Genomic DNA, 21,573 nt, shown 5'->3' with positions numbered 1-21,573 from the left:
CGATGGTTATCCAGGCCGAAGATCGCTCTTTCATTGGTATCATTCGAGAGGAAATCGATCGTCATCGACGCATCCTGCGGCGTTATGTCCCTTGATAGCCGCCGGTAGCATGAGAGAAACGTTCAAGAAACAAGAATGATTTAGAAGTTATCTATGAATAGATCTAAACAACGGTGTATTGCCGCCTATTCGCGAAGCGCAGGCGCCCATTCCCGCTCACCGCGGCCGGATTCTCGTCATGGGGAAGCGGGTGAGACGAGTTTTGCCAGGATCCCCATCGTGGGGAGGACGGAGCATCGCGCCCCGTGATCCGGCCTTGATCGAACCCGCGCTTATCGTCCGCTGGACCCGAACCCGCCCTCACCTCGCGCCGAGCCCGGCCCGGCGTCGCCGTCGAGGACGCTCAGCACCGGCCGGGCGATGCGGGTGAAGACGAGTTGAGCGATGCGCTCGCCGGGCTCGATCCGCACCGGTTGGCGCGAACGGTTCCAGGCCGAGATCATCAGCGGCCCTTCGTAATCGGCATCGATCACCCCGGTGCCGTTGCCGAGGATCAGCCCGTCGCGGTGGCCCCGGCCGGAGCGCGGGAAAACGAGGCCGCACCAAGCAGGGTCGCGGATCAGCACGCTGAAACCGGCTGGGATCAGCGCGGCCGGTGAATCCGGCGCGAGGTCCAGGGGCGCATCGAGGCAGGCATGGAGGTCGAGCCCGGCAGCGGCCTCAGAGCCCCAGCGGGGAAAGCCCCAGCCGGTCAGCCGGGCGTCGAGCAGACGGATGCCGACCGAAGGCAGATCGCCCATCGCGTCAGGCGCCGAGGCGTTCGATGGCCTCGGCGATAGCGAGCGTGCGCTTGGCCGCCTCGGCATGCAGCCGCTCGACCATGCGCCCGTCGACCCCGACCACGCCGAGCCCGTGATTCTCGGGGGCATCGAACACGGCGGCGATCTTGCGCGCCTGCGCCACCTCGTCCGGGTCCGGGGAGAAGGCTGCGTTGGCCGGGCCGATCTGGCTCGGATGGATCAGCATCTTGCCGTCGAAGCCCAGCTCGCGACCCTGACGGCACTCGGCCTCGAAGCCGATCTCATCCTTGAAGTTCGTGAACACGCCGTCGATGGCCTCGATCTCGTAGGCGCGGGCGGCGGCGAGCACCTGCATCAGCCACGGGATGAGGGCGGCGCGGCCCGGTGCCGGGATGCGCCCGGCCTTGAGGAGATCGTTCGGCCCGACGATCAGCGCGGAGAGCCGCGCATCGACATCGCGGGCGGCGCTAGCGATCTCGGCGGCGTTCACCACGGCCATCGGCGTCTCGATCATCGCCCAGACGCGGGTCGAGGCGGGGGCGCCGAGGCGGCGCAGGCGGGAGCCCACGGCGATCAGCGCGTCGGAACTCTTCACCTTGGGCACCAGCACGGCGTCGGGGGCAGCCTTGGCCAGGGCGGCAAGGTCGGCCTCACCCTCCTCGGTCTCCGGCGGATTGATGCGCACCACGACCTCGCGGGCGCCGAAGCCCCGGGCCGCCACCGCTGCCGCAACCGAGTCCCGTGCCGCCGCCTTGACGGCGGGCGCGGTGCCGTCCTCCAAATCGATGAGGATCACGTCGGCGGGAAGGGAGCGGGCCTTCTCGATGGCCCGCGCGTTGGCACCGGGCATGGCGAGAACACTGCGGCGCGGACGGATCTCGCTCATCACGGTATCTCCCCGACGGACGGCCCCGTCCCGCCGGGCGCATAGCGGGCGCATCCGCTTCGGGCAAGGAGGGAACGCGCAATGGCGCGCTGGATCGCGGGTCTCGACGGGTGCCGGGGCGCGTGGGCGGGCGCGTTGATGGATCACGACGATCCGGAGCGGTTCCGCTGCGGCCGTTTCGAATCGGTCGCTGCCCTGCTCGACGGGCCGGAGGCACCGCTCGTCCTCGGCATCGACGTGCCCATCGGCCTGCCGGATCGTATCCTCGGCGGTGGCCGGACGGCCGATCTCGCCGCCCGCGCCCGGCTCGGACCCGCGCGCGCCTCGGTCTTTCCGATGCCGCCGCGCGCATCGGTCTATGCGCCCGATTACGACACGGCCAAGCGGCTTTCCCGCGAGGGCAGCGACCCGCCCTTCGCCCCCTCGATCCAGGGCTGGAACATCTTCCGCTATGTCCGAGAGGTGGATCGCCTCCTGCGCGACCGGCCGGACTTGCGCCCGCGCGTCCACGAGGTCCATCCGGAAATCGCCTTCCAGGCCCTCAATGGAGCGAAGCCCCTCGGCCTCCCGAAGAAGGGGCCGCTCGCGGCTCAGGGTCTCGGCCTGCGCCGGGCGCTGCTGGCCGCCGCCGGATTGCCGGAGGCCCTGATCGCGGCGCGCCCCCCGGGCGTGCCCGCCGACGACCATCTCGATGCCCTGGCCGGTCTCGTCACCGCGCGGGACATCCTCCTCGGTCGAGCGACCCCCCTTCCCGAAGCGCCGGAGCACGACGCGCATGGCCTGCCGGTCGTGATCTGGTCGCCCGCCCCGATGACGGGCGCAAGCTTTGCGCTAGATTCGCCCGCATGAGCCCGCCCATCCGCCACATCGCCCGTGCCATCGTGCTCGATCCGGCGGACCGCTTGCTGCTGATCGCCTACACCTCGGTCCACACGAAGGGGCCGGATGGCGAGCCGCTTCGCTTCTGGTTCATGCCCGGCGGCGGGCTGGAACCGGGGGAAGACCACGTGACCGCCTGCGCTCGCGAACTCGGGGAGGAGATCGGCCGCAGCGACGTGACGATCGGACCCCAGATCGCGTCCTGCGACGGGCCGTTCCATCTGTTCAAGCAATCCCGCGATGCGCGGGAGCGCTACTTCCTCGTGCGGCTCCCCGACGACCGGATCGACACGAGCCTCCTGGCCGAGACGGAGGATAATCCGGTCCAGGGCACGCGCTGGTGGACGCTGGCCGAACTCCAGGCGACGCGCGAGCGGATCGAGCCGGCGGGTCTTGCACGTGTCGTCGCGCACGCGATTTCCGGAACTACGACAGCCGCTCCAACCGTTCTGCATTGGCACGAACACTGATCTCGCACCTGCGGTATAGGGTGCGACAACCGAGGAGGTAGAATGTTTCCCCAGGCCCTGACCAACGGCTACCGCGCGTTCCTGTCCGGTCGCTTCCCGGAGGAGAGCCGCCGGTTCAAGGAATTGGCCACCAGCCAAGCCCCCGAGGTGCTGATCATCAGCTGCTGCGACAGCCGTGTCGCGCCTGAGGCTATCTTCGACGCCGGGCCGGGCGAACTCTTCGTCATCCGCAACGTGGCCAACATCGTTCCGGTCTACGAGACCGGCGGCGATTATCACGGCACCTCGGCGGCCATCGAGTTCGCGGTGATCGGTCTGAAGGTGAAGCACATCGTCGTCCTCGGCCACGCTACCTGCGGTGGCATCAAGGCCTACGCGAACAAGGCCGAGCCGCTCTCGCCCGGCAACTTCATCGGCAAGTGGACGTCCCTCGTCGCTCCGGCCGAAGCCAAGGCGGGCGATTCGAGTGCGCCGGACTACCTCACCCGTCTGGAACACGCGATGGTGAGCCAGAGCCTCGAGAACCTGATGACCTTCCCCTTCGTGAAGGAGCAGGTCGATGCCGGGACGATCCAGCTGCACGGGGCGCATTTCGGCGTGGCCAACGGCCAACTGTTGGTCCGCAACCCCGAAACCGGCGATTTCGCCCCCGCCGCCGATCACCAGGGCCAAGCGATCCGCCCCTCGGCCACCATCACCTGCAACTGATCCTTTGAGAATGCCGGGCTCTGCCCCGGCATTCTTCGACCAGCAAATCAGCCACGAAAAAGGGCGGTGGGTCGTTTGACCCACCGCCCTTCGGCATTCTCAGCCTATCGCTGAATTACATGGAGCGCGGGAGGCGCTGCAGCATGCCGTAATGCTCCTGAAGCGACGGCAGAACCTGCTGGGCGTAGGTCCGGAGCGCCGGGTTCGGGCCACCCTGAGCGTAGGACTGCGTCATGCTGATCGCCATCTGGTGCGACTGCAACTGCTGATCGACATACAGACGGTCGAAGCGCGGACCGGCCGGGGTCGCCGACAGCTCGGCGAGCATCGCCTGCTGCTGCGCGTTCGGGGGCACCATCGTGCCCGCGCCGGTGTTCTCGACCATGCCACCGCCGCCGATGCGGCTGCCCGCCGCCGCGCCACGCGCCGCGCCGTTGCCCACGCCCTCAAGACCGCCGACCGGGCCACCCGTCAGGGTGCCGCTCACAGCGCCCGTCGCGGCGCCGAGGCCCGCGCCGACCGCGCCACCCGCAACCGCGAGCGGAGCACCGATCAGGCCGCCGATCGGGCCGCCATCGGCCATCGCACCCATGGAGCCGGTGGCACCGCCGGACAGCGCTACGTTCGCGGCGCGGTGGTCACGAAGGGCTTCCTTGGCGTAGGTGCGAACGCGGGCGTTGCGCGACTTCTGAAGGGCGATCTGCGCCGACTGGACCTCGAACGCGTTCGCCTGCATCGCTTCCATACGGAAGTCATTCATCTGGGCGAAGGCGGGGCTGGACAGGGCCAGAACCATCGCGGAAGCAGCAGCGTAATTCTTGAGCATCAAGTGACCTCGTATCAAGAGAAAACTGACGAACTCATGCGTCGCCCGCGCCGGATCCAGAAGACCCAACGGCACTTGGCGACGCCTCGAGCGCCGGATTCCTGGGTCAACGGCAACTTCCGGAGATTGTTCCTGATACCGGCAACTGGACCGGACAATCCGGGCGCAGGTTCCGCTACGAAGACGCCGGATAGACTGGCCCGATGCTGATTTTCGTTCAGATCCTGCGGGCCGTCGCGGCGGCGATGGTGGTCTGGCACCATGCACGTCACGAAGCCGGGCTGCTCGCCGCCCGTGGTGCCGGGGAGACGCTCTCGCCCGATACGGTCCTGCCCTGGTGGGCGGGCGTCGACCTGTTCTTCGTGATCTCCGGGCTGGTGATCGTGCTGGCGAGCCGTCCGCTGGTCGGATTGCCCGGTGGCCGGGGACACTTCCTCGCTCACCGGATCGCGCGGGTGGCGCCGCTCTACTGGCTCACCACCCTGCTCTACCTCGCTCTCGCTCTGGCTGTTCCCTCCCTGCTCGGCGAGGCGGGGGCGCTGGTCCGTGATCCCGCCTTCGTCGCGGCCTCGTTCCTGTTCTGGCCTCTGGCGCGGCCTGACGGCGCGGTGCAGCCACTCTACGGCCTTGGCTGGACGCTGAATTACGAGATGGCGTTCTACGCCGTGTTCGCCCTCGGGCTGGGTTTCACCCTGCGCGGCGCGGTGGTCTGGCTCTGCGCCGTCCTTGTCGCTCTCGTCACGGCGGGGACGCTCGTCGCCCTGCCCATGCCCCTCGCCTTCTGGGCGGACCCGATCGTCCTCGAATTCGCCCTCGGGGCCCTGCTCGGCCTTGCGCGAGTTTTCGGCCTGCGCCTGCCTCCCGTCCTGCGGATCGGCCTCACCCTTCTCGGCGCGGCGGGATTTCTGCTGGCCGCGCGGCAGCTTCAGGACGGCGCCGAGGTGCCGGGCTTCGCGCGGCCGTTGCTCGTCGGCCTTCCGGCCCTGCTCCTCGTCGCGGCGGCCGCCCTCGGCCCGTCCCGCGACAGGGCCGAAATCACCGCCCTGCCCGCTCCGATGCGGGGGCTGGCACGGCTCGGGGATGCCTCCTACGCGCTCTACCTCACCCATCCCTTCGCGCTACGGGTCGGTCGCGAGGCACTCCTGCGGCTCGGCCTCGCCCCGGCTCTGCATCCCTGGGGGGCGATGCTCGCGATGACGGGTCTCGCCCTCGCGGTGTCCCTGGCCGTCCATGCCGTCGTGGAGCGCCCCCTGACCGAGCGCCTGCGGTCGTTCCTCGAAAACCGTGTGGGGGCACGGCGCCGCCCGGTTTTCATAGGCCGAGAGGATCGCTAGCCTCGCGCCCGTTCCACGACGTCAGCCCCGAGGACGGCATGATGAAGACCCTGCTCGTACCTGTGGCGATGCACGACGCCCTGCCCTCCGTGTTCGAGACGACGCGTCTGGCTGCCACGCGCTTCGGCAGCCTGATCGAAGGCGTCTCCCTGCGCCCGGCTCTGGCCGAATACGTGCCCGTCGACATGGTCGGCGGCATGACGTGGCTGCGCGACGAGGAAGCGGATATCGCGGAGGCTGAGGAGGCCGGGTCGCGCTTCGTCGCCGCCATGGATGCGGCGGGCATTCCCCGCCATCCGCGCGATGGCCAATGCATCCCCGACCGGGTGATGGAGGCCGGGCCCCGTTACCGATGGCGCCAGGACGTGCCGACCGGCGATGCCTTCCTTGGCCAGTATGCGCGGCTGTTCTCGGCCACCGTGGTCGGCCGTCCGGGGGCGGGCGACAACGCCCCGCGCATGACCACCTTCGAGACCGCCCTGTTCGAGAGCGGGCGTCCGATCCTGCTCGCGCCGCCGTCCGCGCCCACCAGCCTCGGCGAGGCGGTGCTGATCGCCTGGAACGGCTCCACCGAGACCGCCCGGGCGGTCGCCTTCGCGACGCCGTTTCTGCGCTCGGCCAAGAAGGTGATGGTGCTCAGCGTCGAGGGCGGGATGGTGCCGGGGCCGAGCGCTCAGGACCTCGCCCAGGCTCTGGCCTGCGAAGGCGTCGATGCCGTGCACCGCGCCTTGCCGACCGGGCGGCGCACCCCCGGCGAGACCTTCCTGGCCGAGGCCAAGGACTTCGGGTGCGATCTGCTCATCAAGGGCGCCTACACGCAGAGCCGCCTGCGCCAGATGATCTTCGGCGGCGTGACGAGCCATGTGCTGGCGCACGCAGACATGCCTGTTCTGATGGCCCACTGACCGGAACCCCCCGCCCCACGGCCACGTTCGGGCAGGGCTTCTCGTTTGGCCGGAGGAATTCCTTGATCCGCACCCTCCCTGTCCTCGCCGCGCTGCTCGCCGCCGCACCTGCTCTGGCTCAGCCGTCGAAGCCGGAGCCCTCGACGCACCGCTTCCGCGGAACGGTGCAGGTCCGCAACGGCGACAACCTGACCATCCAGCGGCCGAACGGCGGCACCCTCACCGTCGCCATGGGGCCGAAGACACAGGTCTACATGGCGAGCGGAGCGCGCCTGCGCGACATAAAGCCGGAGAGCTACATCACCGTGGTCACCCCGGGTGAAACCGCACGGGCTGAACTGGTGACGCTCTATTCCCCGTCGGAGCGCGGTTTCGCAGCGGGGCGCCAGCCCTGGGACACGCAGCCCGGGGCGACCCTGACAGGCGGCTGGATCTCCGACCTGAGCGGGACCGGCCCGCGGAAGGCGACACTCACCTACGGCGAGGGTCGCGAGACCAGCGCCGCCGTCGAGATCCCCGCCGGCACGCCGGTGACGCAGGTCGCGCCCGGCGAGAAGGCCCTGCTGATACCGGGAGCCTTCGTGACGGTCTTCACCAACGCCGCCCCGGATGGGGCGCAGGATGCCAGCACCATCATCGTCGGCCGCCAAGGGACTGTGCCGACCCTGTGAACGAGCTCGGCATTCGGCGCCGCACTCGCCTGTTCGGCGGGTGCGGCCGCGCTATAGAAGCGGGATGACCGAGTCCGAATTCGTCCTCGACCCGCGCCTCTCAGCCGATACCGTCCATCTCGGCGATCTCGCCCTGTCGCGGGTTCTGCTGATGGACGATGCCCGCTTTCCCTGGCTCATCCTGGTGCCCCGGCGGGCGGGCGTGAGCGAGATCACCGATCTCGCCGAGCCGGATTCGGCGGCGCTCTGGCAGGAGATTCGCCTCGCCACCGGGGTGATGCAGGAGCTCGCCAAGCCCGACAAGGTCAATGTCGGGGCGCTCGGCAACATGGTTCCCCAGCTCCATGTTCACGTGATCGGGCGGTTCCGTTCCGATCCTGCCTGGCCCGGCCCGGTCTGGGGCTTCGAGACCCGTACCCCCTACCCGCTCCATGCCCGCGCCCAGCTCGCCGAGCGGGCGGGCTCCCTGTTCGCGGCGGCCTGACCCCGATGACGGATTCCCTCGCCACCCTCGGCTTCGTCCGCAACCGCCTCGATCGCCACTCGGCCGAGCAGCCCGAGGAGACGGTGCCGCCCCTCGATGCGGAGGGCACGGGCCTCCTCATCCTCGGGGGCGACCGCTTCCTGCTGCGCGGCGATACGGCAATCCAGTCGGCCTCGACCCTCCCCCATGCGGTTGAGCGTACCGAGACGGTATTCCTCGGCCGATGGGACGGTCGCCCGGTTTTCGCCGCCTCGATCCCGGCGGACGAGTTGCCGACCCTGGAAGGCACCGAGAACCGCAGCCTCGACCTGCGCAGCATCGCCACCGACGGCACCGTCGAGGCGGAGGAACTCGGGCTCCTGGCGGTCGCCAAGTCGATGCTCGACTGGCATGGCCGCCACCGCTTCTGCGCCAATTGCGGCGCGCCGACCTTCACCGCGGCCGGAGGTTTCCGACGGGAATGCCGGGCCTGCAACGCCCATCATTTCCCGCGCGTCGATCCCGTGGTGATCATGCTGGTGCGCCGGGGCGAGACCTGCCTGCTGGGCCGCGGCCCGCATTTCCGGCCGCACATGTTCTCCTGCCTCGCGGGCTTCCTCGAACCCGGCGAGACCATCGAGGATGCCGTCCGCCGGGAGGTCTACGAGGAGACGAAGATCCGCGTCGGCGCGGTCTCGTACCGAGCCTCGCAGCCCTGGCCGTTCCCCTCATCGCTCATGCTCGGCTGCGTCGCCGAGGCGCTGGACGGGGAGATCGTCACCGACCCGACCGAGATCGAGGATGCCCGCTGGTTCGACCGCCAGGCGGTGGCGGCGATGATCGAGGGGACCCATCCCGAGGGACTCGTCTCGCCCCCGCCCATGGCCATCGCCCATGTCCTGATGCGGCAGTTCCTGGACGAGCAGAGCGGCGCCTGAGAGCCTCTCACAAGAGTCCCGCCGCGCCGTCGAGGCTAGGGGAGACCTCCCGAGGAACGGGAGTCTCGTGAGAGGCTCTAAGCCGCCTTCGGCACCGAGGCGGCCAGCCCTCTCAGCGAGGCGAGCCCGTAAGCGGCGATGCAGGCGTAGCAGGCGATCGGCGCGATGAGGGCGGCCTGGAGGCCGATCCGGTCGGCCAGGGCCCCGGTGATCACCGGCACCACCGCGCCGCCGACGATGGCGACGCAGACGATGCCCGCGCCCTGCGCGGTGCGCGGTCCCAACCCTTCGATCGCCATGGCGAAGATCGTCGGGAACAGGATCGAGTTGGCGAGGCCGACGGCCAGCAGGCTCCACCCGGAGATCGTCCCGCCGGTCAGAGCCGAGAGGGTCGCGAGGCTCCCCGCCGCCAGGGCACAGAGCGCGAGCGCCGCCCCGCCCTTCACCTTGCGCAGCACGAAGCTGCCGACGATCCGCCCCGCCAGCGCGCCGCCCCAATAGACGCTCAGAAGATGCCCGGCCTGCTCGGGGCTCGCCGCCAGAACCCGCTCCTGCTCGAGATAGCTCACCATCAGCGTGCCGATGGCGACCTCCGCCCCGACATAGAGGAAGATCGCCAGTGCGCCGAAGGCGAGGCGCGGTCGGCCCAGCAGATCGAGGCCGATGCCCTTGGTCCCGTCCGCTCCGCCCTCCTCCGGCAGCCAGCGGCGAAGCGTCCAGAAGACGGCCGCGAGCACAGCGAGCCCGCCTGCGATGACGAGGAATGGCGTCTGCAACACGGCGGCCTCGGCCTGACGGGCGGCGGCGAGCGCCTCGGGCGAGAGGGTGGCGGGATCGGCCGGAGCCGGTCCGCGCGACAGGATCGCCCAGGCGCCGACCGCCGGGCCGATGGTGGTGCCGAGCGAATTGAAGGTCTGGGCCAGGGTCAGGCGGCTCGGCGCACTCTCGGGGGCTCCGAGGCCGGTCACCAGAGGGTTGGCCGCGACCTGCAGCACCGCGATGCCGGAGGCCATGACGAAAAGTGCGGCCAGGAACAGGGGATAGACGCCGACCTTCGCGGCGGGCGTGAACATCAGGCCCCCTGCCGCCATGACGAGGAGGCCGAGGACGAGCCCACGGATGTAGCCGATCCGCGCGACGAGCGCCCCGGCAGGCAGGGAGATCACCGCATAGGCGAGGAAGAAGCAGAACTGCGTGAGCGTCGCCTCGGCATAGCTAAGGGAGAACAGGCTCTTGAGCTTCGGCGTGATGATGTCGACGAGGACGGTCGCCAGCCCCCAGGTGAAGAACAGGGCGAGCATGAAGGGCAGAAGCCAGCCCGCCTTCGCGGGGGGCGGATTCTCCCCCTTCCGCGCGGCGCCTTCGGCCGGATTCCCCCCGAGAGCGACCATGCGCTGCCTCCCCGCCCCGGCTGAGCCGGGGTCTCACCACACTCAGGGTTGTGGCGCGCGGGGTCAGCGTGTCAACGCGACCGGATTACAGCCCGGCGAGGGGGAAGACCGCCAGCGCCCCCAGGAAGACGAAGCCCGTGACGACGGTCGTCAGGAGCGCCTTCTCCCGCAGGCGCGGTGCGGCGGGCGCGCCGGGATCCTGCCCCGGCACGATGTGCTCCGGCCTCGTCTCCGCATGGTTGCGCAGAGGCAGGATGGCGAACAGGAGCGTCCACCAGATAACGAAGAAAAGGGCTACCCCGCCGCCGACGGTGAGCTTGAACAGGCTCACCCCCAGGGCGACGAAGATCGCCACCAGGACGGCGATGGCTGCGAGAGTGGCGGGCGTCGAGCGCCCGAACACCCGCATCAGGCCGCTCATACCTGCTCCAGCTCCACGAGCGTGCCGAGGAAGTCCTTCGGGTGCAGGAACAGCACCGGCTTGCCGTGGGCGCCGATCTTCGGCTCGCCCGTGCCGAGCACCCGCGCGCCCTGCGCCTTCAGCGTGTCGCGGGCGGCGATGATGTCATCGACCTCGTAGCAGACATGGTGGACGCCGCCGTTCGGGTTGCGCTCCACGAAGGCCTCGATCGGTGAACCCTCGCCCAACGGCGACATCAGCTCGACCTTGCTGTTCGGCAGCTCCACGAAGACGACCGTGACGCCGTGCTCGGGCTGCGGCAGCGCCTCGGACACCTTCGCGCCCAGCGTGTCGCGGTAGATCGCGGTGGCGGCGTCGAGGTCGCGCACCGCGATGGCCACATGGTTGAGCCGGCCGATCATTCTTTTTGTCCTCCCTGGCGCTGCTTTGCGGATGTCCGCGTTCCGTCATCGCGAGCGTAGCGAAGCGACCCAGGGCTACGAGACCTGTCAGAATGGCACGCTGCCCTGGATTGCTTCGCTCGGCTCGCAAAGACGACGGAGCGTTCAGCCGTTTATATCACACCTCCACAACCTGCACGTGGCAGGCGGGCTTCTTGCCCCAGACCTCGTTGAGCGACTGCCGGACCGCACGGTCCACGGTCTTCTCGACGCCTTCGGAATCCTTCAGCTTGCCGCGCGAGAGCCCGGCCAGAGTCTGCGACACCGCATCGACCACGATGTCGATCAGCGCCTCGCCGTTCCGGCCCCGGTTCGGCAGGCCGATGATGTCCACCGCCGGCTCGCCCAGCACCACGCCGTCCTCATCGATGGCGATGGCCACCGAGACGAGACCGGCCTGCATCAGCTTGCGCCGCTCGGGGATCGCCCGGTCCTTGTCGTCGATGAGAATGTTGCCGTCCTTGTAGAGGCGTCCGGCCTTCACGTGCTCCACCACCTCCGGCTTGCCGGGGGCGAGGCGGATCATGGCGCCGTTGCGCGCCTTCACCACGTGGCCGACACCCTGGGCGCGGGCGAAGCGGGCATGCTCATCGAGATGGAGGGCCTCACCGTGGACGGGGATCGCCGTCTGCGGGCGGGTCCACTTGTACATCTCGACCATCTCGTCCCGGCGCGGGTGGCCGGAGACGTGGACCAGCTCGGTCCGGTCGGTGATGACCTCGACGCCCTGCTCGATCAGGTCGTTGATGATCGCGCCGACATCCCGCTCGTTGCCGGGAATGGCCCGCGATGAGAAGATCACGCGGTCCCCCTCGGCGAGGGTGATGTCCGGATGGTCGCGGCGGGAGACGCGGGCGAGCGCGGCCCGGTTCTCGCCCTGCGAGCCGGTGAGCAGGGCCACGATCTTGTCGCGGGGGATGCTCTTCCACGAATCCGCGCGGCGGAATTCCGGCAGGCCGTCGAGATAGCCGCATTCGCGGGCCACATCGATCACCCGGTCCATGGCCCGGCCGACCGCGATGACCTCGCGCCCACAGGCCTGGGCAGCCTCGGCCACGGCGCGGATGCGGGCGACGTTCGACGCGAAGGTCGTCACAGCCACCCGGTGGGGAGCGTCGGCGATGATCTTCTTGAGCGTGGCGGCGACCTCGGTCTCGCTCGGGGAGAAGCCCTCGCGCACCACGTTGGTCGAATCGCAGACCAGGGCGAGAATGCCCTCATCGCCCAGGGCGGTGAACTGCTCCGGCGAGGTCACGTTGCCCGCGACCGGGGTCGGATCGAGCTTCCAGTCGCCGGTATGGACGACGAGGCCCGCCGCCGTACGGATCGCCACCGCGTTCGATTCGGGGATCGAATGCGCCACCGGCACGAATTCGAGGTCGAACGGGCCGACGTTCAGCCGCTTGCCCGGCTTCACCTCGCGCAGTTCCACCTTCGGGGCGCCCGGCTCCGAGAGGCGGCGCGTTTCGAGGAGGTTCTTGGCGAAGCGCGTCGCGTAGACCGGCACGCGCAGCTTGGTCCACAATTCGGAGATCGCGCCGATATGGTCCTCGTGCGCGTGCGTAATGAAGATGCCGAGAAGGTCCTTCCGGCGCTCCTCGATGAAGGTCAGGTCCGGGAACATGAGGTCGATGCCGGGCATCGCCTCCTCTCCCGCGAAACCCATCCCGCAATCGATCATGATCCACTTGCGGCCCTTCGGCGGCCCGAAGCCGTAGAGCGCCGCATTCATTCCGATCTCGCCCACGCCGCCGAGCGGCAGGAAGACGAGCTCCTCCTGTCCCATTGCCATCTGTCGTCGTCCAAACTCAGGCCGCCGTCGCGGCCGTTCCAAAATGCACTTCCCCAGCGGTCACGACATGCCGGGTATCGTCGGGGCCGTGGATCACGAGCCGCCCCCCCTCGTCGATCGTGTCGAACCGGCCCCGCAGGACCCGTTCCCCGCTCGCCACCGCAATCTCGGATCCGAGACCGGCGGCCCGCGCGAGCCATTGCGCGCGGATGCGGGTGAAATTCGCGCCCCCGTCCCACACACGCGCCTGCGCGGCCATGTGGTCGGAGAGATGTTCCAGTAACGCTTCCGGGCCGCCGACGTAACCCGCTGCCGCAAGGCTAGTCGCCCGCAAGCCCTCCGGCGCCGAGGCGACGTTGACCCCGAAACCGATCACCACCGCCCGTCGCCCGCCGGGCAGCGTCTCGGCCTCCAGGAGCAAGCCCGCGAGTTTGGCGCTGCCAAGCAGGAGATCGTTCGGCCATTTCAGGCGAACAGATCGGGCGGCGTCGGCCCTGTCCCAATCCGGCAGGGTGCCGCAGGCTGCGTCCACTGCCCCCGCGAGCGCCACGCCCGCCACGAAGCCGAGTTCGGCAAGCCTCTCCGGCGCCACCCTCGACACCGGCCATAGCACGCTGGCCGTGAGGTTGCCGGGCAGCGAGGCCCAGCTGTTGCCCCGCCGTCCGCGTCCCGCATCCTGGCGGTGCGCAACGACCCAGAGCGGGCCGACCTCTCCGGTTCGCGCCCGCTCCATGGCTTCGGTGTTGGTGGATCCGAGGCGGTCATGGACATGGAGCCTATGGCCCGCCGCCCGCGCCGCTTCTCCGAGACGGTAGGCCAATCCTAGAAGAGGGATTTGGCCGCGTTCGCCGCAGCGGCCCGCAGGGGATGCGGCACCACGACGAACAGGATCACCACGATGCTCGACAGGGCGAGCACGACCCGCAGGCCCGGCGCCATGGCCTCGTAACGCTCCTTCGGCTCGTCGAAGTACATGATCTTGACGATGCGCAGGTAGTAGTAGGCGCCGACCACGCTAGTCACCACGCCGATCACCGCGAGCGTCACGAGACCCGCCTTAATGGCCGCCGCGAAGACGTAGTACTTCGCGAAGAACCCGGCGAGCGGCGGGATGCCGGCCAGCGAGAACATCATCGCCGCGAGGCAGAAGGCGAGCCAGGGATGAGTCCGCGACAGGCCCGACAGGTCGTCGATCGACTCGAACATCACGTCCCGGCGACGCAGGCTGAGGATGATCGCGAAGGTGCCGAGCGTCATCGCGAGGTAGATGATCATGTAGAGGACGAGGCCCTCGATCCCTTCCTGCGAGCCCGAAGCGAGGCCGATCAGCGCGTAGCCGATATTGGCGATCGACGAATAGGCCATGAGGCGCTTGATCGAGCGCTGCCCGATCGCCGCGAAGGAGCCGAGCGCCATTGAGACGATGGAGACGAACACGAAGATCTGCTGCCAGACCGCCGTGACGTCCGGCAGGGCGCCGATGAACACGCGCACCGTCATCGACACGGCCGCCATCTTCGGTGCGGCGGCGAAGAAGGCCGTCACCGGAGTCGGAGAGCCTTCATAGACATCGGGCGTCCACATGTGGAACGGCACCGCCGACATCTTGAAGCACACGCCCGCCGCGACGAACACGATGCCGAGCACGATACCCGCGCCGGCCTGATCGTTGAGTGCCGAGACGATGCCGGGGAAGGAAACGGTGCCGGTGAAGCCGTAGATCAGCGACGAGCCGTAGAGCAGCATGCCCGACGAGAGTGCGCCGAGCACGAAGTACTTCAGGCCGGCCTCAGTGGAGCGGACGTCGTCCCGGTGGAAGGCCGCGATGACGTAGGCGGCGAGCGACTGCAACTCCAGGCCGAGATAGAGGGCGATGAGGTCGTTGGCCGACACCATCACCATCATGCCGATCGTGCAGAGGACGATGAGCACCGGAAACTCGAACCGGTCGATCTTCTCGCGCTTGAAGAAGTCGTGCGCCAGCACGATCGCCGCCGACGAGCCGAGCAGCACCAGCGACTTCATCACCTTGGAGAAGGCATCGGACACGAAGGCGCCCGACAGGGTCGTGACCCGCCCGGTGGCCGGCTGCGACAGCACGGCGAACAGGGCCACGAGCAGCAGCACCAGGGCACCGACGCTCACGGTCTCGGCGGAGCGTTCGCCCCGCCACGCGCCGTAAAGGATCAGCACCATCACCCCGATGCCGAGGATCAACTCGGGCAGGAGCGGCGCGAGGGATGGGAGGGCGGCGTGGACGGGCGGCATCGGAACGGCCTCAGCGCGGGACCGGCAGCGCAGCCGCCGCGGTCTGGGTGTTGGCGAGCGCGGCCTTCATGCCCGTCATCAACGCCTCGGTGGAAGGCGCGAACACGTCGAGCACGGGCGCAGGATGCACGCCGTAGTAAATGGTGAGGGCGACCAGCGGAGCGATGATGATCTTCTCGCGCAGGTCGAGGTCGAGGATGCCCTGGAGGTTGGGCTTGTCGAGCTTCCCGTAGATCACGCGGGCGTAGAGCCACAGGGCGTAGCCCGCCGACAGGATGATGCCGAAGGTCGAGAAGAAGGCGACCATCGGGTTGGCCTTGAAGGCACCCATCATCGACAGGAACTCGCCGACGAAGCCGGACGTGCCGGGCAGGCCGACATTGGCCATGGTGAACACCATCATCGCCGCCGCGTAGAGCGGCATGCGCTTCACGAGGCCGCCATAGGCCGCGATCTCGCGGGTGTGCATCCGGTCGTAGACGACGCCGACGCAGAGGAAGAGCGCGCCCGAGACGATGCCGTGCGAGATCATCAGGAACAGTGCGCCCTGGATGCCCTGCTCGTTGAGGGTGAACAGGCCGAGCGTCACGAAGCCCATATGGGCGACCGACGAGTAGGCGATGAGCTTCTTGATGTCGGTCTGCATCATCGCGGTGAGCGACGTGAAGATGATCGCGACCACCGAGAGAGCGAAGACGAGCGGCGCGAATTCCTGGCTCGCCAGCGGGAACATCGGCAGCGAGATCCGGATGAAGCCGTAGCCGCCGAGCTTGAGCAGGATGCCCGCCAGGATCACCGAGCCCGCCGTCGGCGCCTCGACGTGCGCGTCGGGAAGCCACGTATGGACCGGCCACATCGGCATCTTCACTGCAAAGGAGGCGAAGAAGGCGAGCCACAGCCACCATTGCAGGCCCGCCGGGAAGCGGTGCTGCAGCAGAGTCGGGATGTCGGTGGTCCCGGCCTCCCACTGCATCGCCATGATGGCGAGCAGCATCAGCACCGAGCCGAGCAGCGTGTAGAGGAAGAACTTGAAGCTCGCGTAGATCCGGCGCTTGCCGCCCCAGATGCCGATGATGAGGAACATCGGGATCAGGCCTGCTTCGAAGAACAGGTAGAACAGGACGAGGTCGAGGGCCTGGAACACGCCGATCATCGTGGTCTCGAGGACCAGGAAGGCGACGTAGTATTCCTTCACGCGGACCGTGATCGAGTTCCACGACGCCCCGATGCAGAACGGCATCAGGAAGGTCGTGAGCAGCACGAGCGGCATGGAGAAGCCGTCGACGCCGAGCTTGAAGCGGATCGTCTCGGCGAGCCACGCATGGCTCTCCACGAGCTGGAAGCTCGACGAGGTGGCGTCATAGCGCGACCACGCCACCAGAGAGAGAACGAACACGACCAGGGTGGTCGCCAAGGCCGCCCAGCGGCTGTTGCGCGCCACCGATGCCTCGTCGCCATTCAGCGTGAGGATGAAGGCCGCTCCGAGGAGCGGCACGATCAGCAGACCGGAGAGGATGCCGAGGCCGAACATTTACTGCGTATTCCCCTCTGCCTGCCGCAACGAAGGCCGCCGCATCAGTGGCCACCCTTGGGAAGACCGGACATCAGGTACCAGCTGATGAGGCCGGCGACGCCGATGAGCATGACGAACGCGTAGTGGTAGACGTAGCCGGTCTGGAGCCGGACCACCCCGCGGGTGACGTCCACGACACGGGCGGCGACGCCGTTCGGGCCGAACCCGTCGATGATCCGGCCGTCGCCCTCCTTCCAGAGGAACAGGCCGAACTTCTTCGCGGGACGCACGAAGATCGCGTCGTAAATCTCGTCCACGTACCATTTGTTGAGCAGGAACCGGTACAGGCTCGGCTGCTGCGCCGCCAGGGCGCCGGGCAGTTCCGGCCGACGGATATACATCCAGAAGGCGATGACGAAGCCCAGGACCAGCATGATGAACGGGGCGTAGCTCACCAGCGCCGGGACGTGGTGGATGTCGTGCATGATGTGGTTGTCGGGGCCGTGCGCCAGGGCATGACCCCAGAACGCATCCATGCCCTCCCCGATGAACTTGTTCTTGAAGATCAGGCCCGCGAACAGGGCGCCGAAGGCCAGCACCGCCAGCGGGATCGTCATGACCAGCGGGCTCTCGTGCGGCGTGTGATCGCCGTGATGGCCGTGATGGTCGTCCGCCACGAGGTCGCTGTGATGCGCGGGCTCGATGTCGTGACCCTTGTTGTCGTGAGCCGCGCCCTCGGTATGGCCGGGAGCACCGTCCGCCTCATGCGCCATGGCCGAGTGGGCCACCGCCAAATGGGCATGGTCGTCATGATGCCCGTGGGCATGCACGCCCCAGCGCGCCGGACCTTCGAAGGTCATGAAGAACAGGCGCCAGGAGTAGAACGACGTGAAAAAGGCGGCGATCACGGTGCACAGGAAGGCCAGGGTGTGGCCGGGCCGGGTCGAAGCGTAGGCCGCCTCGATGATCGCGTCCTTGGAGTAGTAGCCGGCGGTGAAGGGGAAGCCGATCAGCGCCAGGGTGCCGATCGCCATCATCGCGCAGGTGAAGGGGATGTAGCGGCGCAGCGCTCCCATGTTCCGCATGTCCTGCTCGTGATGCATCGCGTGGATGACCGAGCCGGCCCCGAGAAAGAGCAGCGCCTTGAAGAAGGCGTGGGTGAACAGGTGGAACACGCCCGCCGAGTAGGCGCCGACGCCCAGCGCTACGAACATGTAGCCGAGCTGCGAGCAGGTCGAGTACGCGATGACGCGCTTGATGTCGTTCTGAACGAGGCCGACAGTCGCCGCGAAGAAGGCGGTGATACCGCCGATGACGGTCACGACGATCAGCGCATTCGGCGCCACCTCGAACAGCGGCGAGAGCCGGGCGACCATGAACACACCCGCCGTCACCATGGTCGCAGCATGGATGAGCGCCGAGACCGGGGTCGGGCCTTCCATCGCGTCCGGCAGCCACGTGTGCAGCAGGAACTGCGCCGACTTGCCCATGGCGCCCATGAACAGGAGCAGGCAGGCCAGCGTCAGGGCGTTCCAGTCATAGCCGAGGAAATGGAAGCTCAGGTCCTTCACGGTGTCGATCTTCGGGAAGATCCCGTCGAAGGCGACCGAGCCGAACAGCACGAAGACGAGGAAGATGCCGAGCGAGAACCCGAAATCGCCGACGCGGTTCACGATGAACGCCTTCATCGCCGCGGCGTTGGCCGAGGGCTTCTCGTACCAGAAGCCGATCAGCAGGTAGGAGGCGAGACCGACGCCTTCCCAGCCGAAGAACATCTGCACAAGGTTGTCCGCCGTCACCAGCATCAGCATGGCGAAGGTGAACAGCGACAGGTACGCGAAGAAGCGCGGCCGGTGCGGGTCCTCGTGCATGTAGCCGATGGAGTAGAGGTGCACGAGGGTCGAGACCGAGGTCACGACCACGAGCATCACCCGCGTCAGCGTATCGATGCGGAAGGCCCAGTCGACCGTCAGGTCGCCGGCGGTGAACCACGAGGCCACCTGCACCCGCACCTCGGGGCCGCCGTCGATGAAGACGCCCCAGGCGATCAGGGCCGAAAAGGCGAGGCAGGCCGTGGTGATCAGCTCGCAGGTTCGCGCGCCGAGGTAGCGCCCGAACAGGCCGGCGGTCAGGGCGCCGATGAGCGGGAAGAAGACGATCGCGTGGTACATCGGGGGAAGGCTGTCCGTCTTCGCGTCGGGCGGGGCGGGTTGGGAGACGACGAGGGGCTAGGTCAGCCCTTCATCATGCTCACGTCCTCGACCGCGATCGATCCACGGTTGCGGAAGAACACCACCAGGATGGCGAGGCCGATGGCCGACTCGGCCGCCGCGACGGTCAGCACGAACAGGGCAAAGACCTGTCCGGTGATGTCGTTGAGCTGGGTCGAGAAGGCCACGAGGTTGATGTTGACCGAGAGCAGGATCAGCTCGACCGACATCAGGATGACGATGATGTTCTTGCGGTTGATGAAGATGCCGAGCACGCCGAGCGTGAACAGGATCGCCGCGACGGTGAGGTAGTGGCTGAGGCCGATCATCGTTCAAAAACCTCCGGCGGGCATCAGACTTCCACGCCCTGCCGCGAGGGCACCTTGCGGGTCTCCACGGCGGTGGCTTGGGTACGGGCGTTTTGCACCGCGATATTCTGGCGCTTCACGCCCGGGCGATCCCGCAGCGTCAGCACGATCGCGCCGATCATCGCCACGAGGAGGATGAGGCCGGCGATCTGGAAGAAGTACGCGTACTCCGTGTAGATCACGCGGCCCAGCGCCTGGGCGTTGGTGACGTTCTCGGCGCTCGCGACATTGCCCAGCGGCGCCTGCACGAGGCCCGGATCGATGGTCCAGGAGCCCACGACCAGCAGCAGCTCGACCAGGAAGATCGCGCCGATCAGCGCGCCGATCGGCAGGTACTGCTGGAAGCCCTGGCGCAACTCGGCGAAGTCCACGTCGAGCATCATCACCACGAACAGGAACAGCACGGCGACGGCGCCGACATAGACGACCACGAGGATCATCGCGAGGAACTCGGCGCCCATCAGAACGAAGAGACCCGCCGCGTTCACGAAGGCGAGAATCAGGAACAGCACGGATGCGACGGGATTGCGGGAGGCAATCACCATGAAACCGGACGCGACCGTGATGCTCGCGAACAGATAGAAGAAGGCGGCTGCTGCGGTCATGCGCTTGGTGCGTCCGGCCGCTCGCGCGGCCCCTTCTGCCTCGGTGGCGTCAGGCCGCCGCAGGCGGCCCGTCTATAGAACCCGGCCCGAGCCGGCACAACGGTTTTGCCGCATTGCGGCGGCGGACAGGCGGGCGTGCCTGTCAGCGGTAGGGTGCGTCCATCGCGATGTTGCGCGCGATCTCGCGCTCCCAGCGATCCCCGTTCAGGAGCAATTTCTGCTTGTCGTACAGCAGCTCCTCGCGGGTCTCGGTCGAGAACTCGAAGTTCGGCCCCTCGACGATGGCATCCACCGGGCAGGCCTCCTGGCACATGCCGCAATAGATGCACTTCACCATGTCGATGTCGTAGCGCGTGGTGCGCCGCGTGCCGTCGTTACGGCGTGGGCCGGCCTCGATGGTGATGGCCTGGGCCGGGCAGATCGCTTCGCAGAGCTTGCAGGCGATGCACCGCTCCTCGCCATTGGGGTAGCGCCGCAGGGCGTGCTCGCCCCGGAAGCGCGGACCCCGGTGGCCCATCTCGAACGGGTAATTGATCGTGGCCTTCGGCTTGAAGAAGTAGCGCATGCCGAGAACCATCCCGGACACGAACTCCTTCAACAGGAGGCTCTTGGCAATCTGATCGAGCTTCATGCCCGGATCTCCGAAGTTCCGTGACGTCAGGCGCCGGGGGCGAGGCCGGCGACCTTGAGAACGAAGGCCACCACGACGACGCAGACGAGGGACAGGGGCAGGAACACCTTCCAGCCGAGCCGCATCAGTTGGTCGTAGCGGTAGCGCGGGACGATGGACTTCACCATCGCGAACATGAAGAACAGGAAGCTCGCCTTCAGCACGAACCAGATCACGCCCGGCACCCAGGTGAAGGGCGCGAAGGGGATCGGCGAGAGCCAGCCGCCCAGGAACAGCACCGTGCCCAGCGCGCACATGGTCATGATGGCCACGTACTCACCCAGCATGAACAGCAGGTACGGGGTCGAGGAATACTCGACCATGTAACCGGCCACGAGCTCCGATTCGGCCTCCGGCAGGTCGAAGGGCGGGCGATTCGTCTCGGCCAGCGCCGAGATGAAGAACACCACGAACATCGGGAACAGCCACAGCCAGTACCAGCCGAACAGGCCGAGGCTGGTGTCCTGAGCCGTCACGATCCGCGTGAGGTTGAGCGAACCCGCGCACATCAGAACGCAGATGATCACGAAGCCGAGCGAGACCTCGTAGGAGATCATCTGCGCCGCCGAGCGAAGCGCGCCGAGGAAGGCGTATTTCGAGTTCGACGCCCAGCCGCCCATGATGACGCCGTACACGCCGAGCGACGAGATCGCGAAGATGTAGGTGATGCCGACATTGATGTCGGCGATGGCCCAGCCGTCGGCGATCGGCATCACCGCCCAGCTCGACAGGGCGAGCATGGCGAAGACCAGCGGTGCCAGCAGATAGATCGCCTTGTTGGCGCCCGCCGGGATCACCGGCTCCTTCAGCACGAACTTGAGCAAGTCCGCGAAGGATTGGAACAGGCCGTAGGGGCCGACCACGTTCGGACCGCGCCGCAACTGCACCGCTGCCCAGATCTTGCGATCGGCGAGCAGGGCATAGGCGATGAAGACGAGGAGCGCCGCGAGCAGCACGAAGCTCTTCAGCGCGATCAGGAGCACGGTCCCGACCATTTCCAGGGGCGTCATCGAGC

General features: G+C 67.9%; 23 protein-coding genes. 8 read left to right on the top strand and 15 right to left on the bottom strand.

Annotation, left to right across the window (positions count from 1 at the left end; all coding sequences use genetic code 11):
* Positions 1 to 332 precede the first annotated feature (332 nt).
* Both dut and J4O73_RS13030 read right to left on the bottom strand, forming a co-directional pair.
* Positions 333 to 800, bottom strand: coding sequence for a dUTP diphosphatase (gene dut / locus J4O73_RS13035; RefSeq protein ID WP_426217925.1), 468 nt, complete (start codon positions 798 to 800; stop codon positions 333 to 335).
* Between the two features lie 4 nt (positions 801 to 804).
* A complete protein-coding gene (locus J4O73_RS13030; protein ID WP_426217923.1) occupies positions 805 to 1,686 on the bottom strand; it encodes an HpcH/HpaI aldolase/citrate lyase family protein in 882 nt (293 codons plus the stop codon).
* A gap of 81 nt (positions 1,687 to 1,767) precedes the next feature.
* Between J4O73_RS13030 and J4O73_RS13025 the strand changes: the two genes are divergently transcribed.
* From J4O73_RS13025 to J4O73_RS13015, 3 genes are read left to right on the top strand one after another with little or no spacing between them, the layout of a single operon-like run.
* Positions 1,768 to 2,535, top strand: coding sequence for a DUF429 domain-containing protein (locus J4O73_RS13025; RefSeq protein WP_426217921.1), 768 nt, complete (start codon positions 1,768 to 1,770; stop codon positions 2,533 to 2,535).
* A complete protein-coding gene (locus J4O73_RS13020; protein WP_426217919.1) occupies positions 2,532 to 3,035 on the top strand; it encodes an NUDIX hydrolase in 504 nt (167 codons plus the stop codon). Before J4O73_RS13025 ends, J4O73_RS13020 begins: the two co-directional genes overlap by 4 nt.
* A gap of 42 nt (positions 3,036 to 3,077) precedes the next feature.
* On the top strand, positions 3,078 to 3,743 hold the full coding sequence (locus tag J4O73_RS13015) for a carbonic anhydrase (protein WP_426217917.1): 666 nt from the start codon (positions 3,078 to 3,080) through the stop codon (positions 3,741 to 3,743).
* Positions 3,744 to 3,858: 115 nt separating this feature from the next.
* On the opposite strand, the gene J4O73_RS13010 is transcribed toward J4O73_RS13015, so the two are convergent.
* Entirely contained in the window at positions 3,859 to 4,569 is a 711-nt protein-coding gene (locus J4O73_RS13010; protein ID WP_426217915.1) for a DUF4142 domain-containing protein, read from the bottom strand.
* 203 nt (positions 4,570 to 4,772) lie between these two features.
* Here J4O73_RS13010 and J4O73_RS13005 point away from each other — a divergent pair, with 203 nt between their 5' ends.
* The 5 genes from J4O73_RS13005 to nudC all read left to right on the top strand — a co-directional run bounded on the left by J4O73_RS13005 (position 4,773) and on the right by nudC (position 8,880).
* Positions 4,773 to 5,903 (top strand): acyltransferase family protein, encoded by a 1,131-nt coding sequence (locus tag J4O73_RS13005; RefSeq protein WP_426217914.1) that lies wholly within the window; start codon positions 4,773 to 4,775, stop codon positions 5,901 to 5,903.
* 41 nt (positions 5,904 to 5,944) lie between these two features.
* Positions 5,945 to 6,808, top strand: a complete 864-nt coding sequence (locus J4O73_RS13000) for a universal stress protein (protein ID WP_426218366.1) — start codon at positions 5,945 to 5,947, stop codon at positions 6,806 to 6,808.
* A 62-nt stretch (positions 6,809 to 6,870) separates the two neighbouring features.
* Positions 6,871 to 7,479, top strand: a complete 609-nt coding sequence (locus tag J4O73_RS12995) for a hypothetical protein (protein WP_426217913.1) — start codon at positions 6,871 to 6,873, stop codon at positions 7,477 to 7,479.
* A 64-nt stretch (positions 7,480 to 7,543) separates the two neighbouring features.
* On the top strand, positions 7,544 to 7,963 hold the full coding sequence (locus J4O73_RS12990) for an HIT domain-containing protein (protein WP_426217911.1): 420 nt from the start codon (positions 7,544 to 7,546) through the stop codon (positions 7,961 to 7,963).
* Between the two features lie 5 nt (positions 7,964 to 7,968).
* Positions 7,969 to 8,880 (top strand): NAD(+) diphosphatase, encoded by a 912-nt coding sequence (gene nudC / locus J4O73_RS12985; RefSeq protein ID WP_426217910.1) that lies wholly within the window; start codon positions 7,969 to 7,971, stop codon positions 8,878 to 8,880.
* Positions 8,881 to 8,957: 77 nt separating this feature from the next.
* On the opposite strand, the gene J4O73_RS12980 is transcribed toward nudC, so the two are convergent.
* The 12 genes from J4O73_RS12980 to nuoH form a co-directional block, all read right to left on the bottom strand.
* Complete coding sequence (locus J4O73_RS12980) at positions 8,958 to 10,271, bottom strand: sugar MFS transporter (RefSeq protein ID WP_426217908.1); 1,314 nt, start codon at positions 10,269 to 10,271, stop codon at positions 8,958 to 8,960.
* A gap of 85 nt (positions 10,272 to 10,356) precedes the next feature.
* Positions 10,357 to 10,692 carry a DUF1467 family protein gene (locus J4O73_RS12975; RefSeq protein ID WP_426217906.1) on the bottom strand — a complete coding sequence of 112 codons (336 nt, stop codon included), beginning with the start codon at positions 10,690 to 10,692 and terminating at the stop codon, positions 10,357 to 10,359.
* The gene (gene mce, locus J4O73_RS12970; protein ID WP_426217904.1) at positions 10,689 to 11,093 is read right to left on the bottom strand and encodes a methylmalonyl-CoA epimerase; all 405 of its coding nucleotides are present in this window, start codon (positions 11,091 to 11,093) and stop codon (positions 10,689 to 10,691) included. Before mce ends, J4O73_RS12975 begins: the two co-directional genes overlap by 4 nt.
* Positions 11,094 to 11,250: 157 nt before the next feature.
* The gene (locus tag J4O73_RS12965) at positions 11,251 to 12,924 is read right to left on the bottom strand and encodes a ribonuclease J (protein ID WP_426217902.1); all 1,674 of its coding nucleotides are present in this window, start codon (positions 12,922 to 12,924) and stop codon (positions 11,251 to 11,253) included.
* 16 nt (positions 12,925 to 12,940) lie between these two features.
* Positions 12,941 to 13,744: a biotin--[acetyl-CoA-carboxylase] ligase gene (locus J4O73_RS12960; protein WP_426217901.1), complete on the bottom strand. Its 804-nt coding sequence runs from the start codon at positions 13,742 to 13,744 to the stop codon at positions 12,941 to 12,943.
* A gap of 2 nt (positions 13,745 to 13,746) precedes the next feature.
* The gene (nuoN, locus tag J4O73_RS12955) at positions 13,747 to 15,192 is read right to left on the bottom strand and encodes an NADH-quinone oxidoreductase subunit NuoN (RefSeq protein WP_426217899.1); all 1,446 of its coding nucleotides are present in this window, start codon (positions 15,190 to 15,192) and stop codon (positions 13,747 to 13,749) included.
* Positions 15,193 to 15,202: 10 nt separating this feature from the next.
* Entirely contained in the window at positions 15,203 to 16,723 is a 1,521-nt protein-coding gene (locus J4O73_RS12950) for an NADH-quinone oxidoreductase subunit M (RefSeq protein WP_426217897.1), read from the bottom strand.
* Positions 16,724 to 16,767: 44 nt separating this feature from the next.
* Positions 16,768 to 18,876 carry an NADH-quinone oxidoreductase subunit L gene (nuoL, locus tag J4O73_RS12945; RefSeq protein ID WP_426217895.1) on the bottom strand — a complete coding sequence of 703 codons (2,109 nt, stop codon included), beginning with the start codon at positions 18,874 to 18,876 and terminating at the stop codon, positions 16,768 to 16,770.
* Between the two features lie 62 nt (positions 18,877 to 18,938).
* Complete coding sequence (gene nuoK, locus J4O73_RS12940) at positions 18,939 to 19,244, bottom strand: NADH-quinone oxidoreductase subunit NuoK (RefSeq protein ID WP_010686008.1); 306 nt, start codon at positions 19,242 to 19,244, stop codon at positions 18,939 to 18,941.
* A 23-nt stretch (positions 19,245 to 19,267) separates the two neighbouring features.
* Complete coding sequence (locus J4O73_RS12935) at positions 19,268 to 19,888, bottom strand: NADH-quinone oxidoreductase subunit J (RefSeq protein WP_378972199.1); 621 nt, start codon at positions 19,886 to 19,888, stop codon at positions 19,268 to 19,270.
* 142 nt (positions 19,889 to 20,030) lie between these two features.
* Positions 20,031 to 20,519: an NADH-quinone oxidoreductase subunit NuoI gene (gene nuoI, locus J4O73_RS12930; RefSeq protein ID WP_238206107.1), complete on the bottom strand. Its 489-nt coding sequence runs from the start codon at positions 20,517 to 20,519 to the stop codon at positions 20,031 to 20,033.
* Positions 20,520 to 20,545: 26 nt separating this feature from the next.
* A complete protein-coding gene (nuoH, locus tag J4O73_RS12925) occupies positions 20,546 to 21,568 on the bottom strand; it encodes an NADH-quinone oxidoreductase subunit NuoH (protein ID WP_426217892.1) in 1,023 nt (340 codons plus the stop codon).
* Positions 21,569 to 21,573: the final 5 nt, after the last annotated feature.

This window comes from Methylobacterium sp. NFXW15, from assembly GCF_049887755.1.
Taxonomy (GTDB): Bacteria; Pseudomonadota; Alphaproteobacteria; order Rhizobiales; family Beijerinckiaceae; genus Methylobacterium.
Note: the sequence above shows the minus strand (reverse complement) of the source record. Positions and strands in the feature narration are given on the sequence as shown.

Coding starts and splice junctions, on each gene's coding strand:
- dut (WP_426217925.1), bottom strand. CDS start 800: ATGGGCGATCTGCCTTCGGTCGGCATCCGTCTGCTCGACGCCCGGCTG.
- J4O73_RS13030 (WP_426217923.1), bottom strand. CDS start 1,686: ATGAGCGAGATCCGTCCGCGCCGCAGTGTTCTCGCCATGCCCGGTGCC.
- J4O73_RS13025 (WP_426217921.1), top strand. CDS start 1,768: ATGGCGCGCTGGATCGCGGGTCTCGACGGGTGCCGGGGCGCGTGGGCG.
- J4O73_RS13020 (WP_426217919.1), top strand. CDS start 2,532: ATGAGCCCGCCCATCCGCCACATCGCCCGTGCCATCGTGCTCGATCCG.
- J4O73_RS13015 (WP_426217917.1), top strand. CDS start 3,078: ATGTTTCCCCAGGCCCTGACCAACGGCTACCGCGCGTTCCTGTCCGGT.
- J4O73_RS13010 (WP_426217915.1), bottom strand. CDS start 4,569: ATGCTCAAGAATTACGCTGCTGCTTCCGCGATGGTTCTGGCCCTGTCC.
- J4O73_RS13005 (WP_426217914.1), top strand. CDS start 4,773: ATGCTGATTTTCGTTCAGATCCTGCGGGCCGTCGCGGCGGCGATGGTG.
- J4O73_RS13000 (WP_426218366.1), top strand. CDS start 5,945: ATGAAGACCCTGCTCGTACCTGTGGCGATGCACGACGCCCTGCCCTCC.
- J4O73_RS12990 (WP_426217911.1), top strand. CDS start 7,544: ATGACCGAGTCCGAATTCGTCCTCGACCCGCGCCTCTCAGCCGATACC.
- nudC (WP_426217910.1), top strand. CDS start 7,969: ATGACGGATTCCCTCGCCACCCTCGGCTTCGTCCGCAACCGCCTCGAT.
- J4O73_RS12980 (WP_426217908.1), bottom strand. CDS start 10,271: ATGGTCGCTCTCGGGGGGAATCCGGCCGAAGGCGCCGCGCGGAAGGGG.
- J4O73_RS12975 (WP_426217906.1), bottom strand. CDS start 10,692: ATGAGCGGCCTGATGCGGGTGTTCGGGCGCTCGACGCCCGCCACTCTC.
- mce (WP_426217904.1), bottom strand. CDS start 11,093: ATGATCGGCCGGCTCAACCATGTGGCCATCGCGGTGCGCGACCTCGAC.
- J4O73_RS12965 (WP_426217902.1), bottom strand. CDS start 12,924: ATGGCAATGGGACAGGAGGAGCTCGTCTTCCTGCCGCTCGGCGGCGTG.
- nuoN (WP_426217899.1), bottom strand. CDS start 15,192: ATGCCGCCCGTCCACGCCGCCCTCCCATCCCTCGCGCCGCTCCTGCCC.
- J4O73_RS12950 (WP_426217897.1), bottom strand. CDS start 16,723: ATGTTCGGCCTCGGCATCCTCTCCGGTCTGCTGATCGTGCCGCTCCTC.
- nuoL (WP_426217895.1), bottom strand. CDS start 18,876: ATGTACCACGCGATCGTCTTCTTCCCGCTCATCGGCGCCCTGACCGCC.
- nuoK (WP_010686008.1), bottom strand. CDS start 19,244: ATGATCGGCCTCAGCCACTACCTCACCGTCGCGGCGATCCTGTTCACG.
- J4O73_RS12935 (WP_378972199.1), bottom strand. CDS start 19,888: ATGACCGCAGCAGCCGCCTTCTTCTATCTGTTCGCGAGCATCACGGTC.
- nuoI (WP_238206107.1), bottom strand. CDS start 20,519: ATGAAGCTCGATCAGATTGCCAAGAGCCTCCTGTTGAAGGAGTTCGTG.
- nuoH (WP_426217892.1), bottom strand. CDS start 21,568: ATGACGCCCCTGGAAATGGTCGGGACCGTGCTCCTGATCGCGCTGAAG.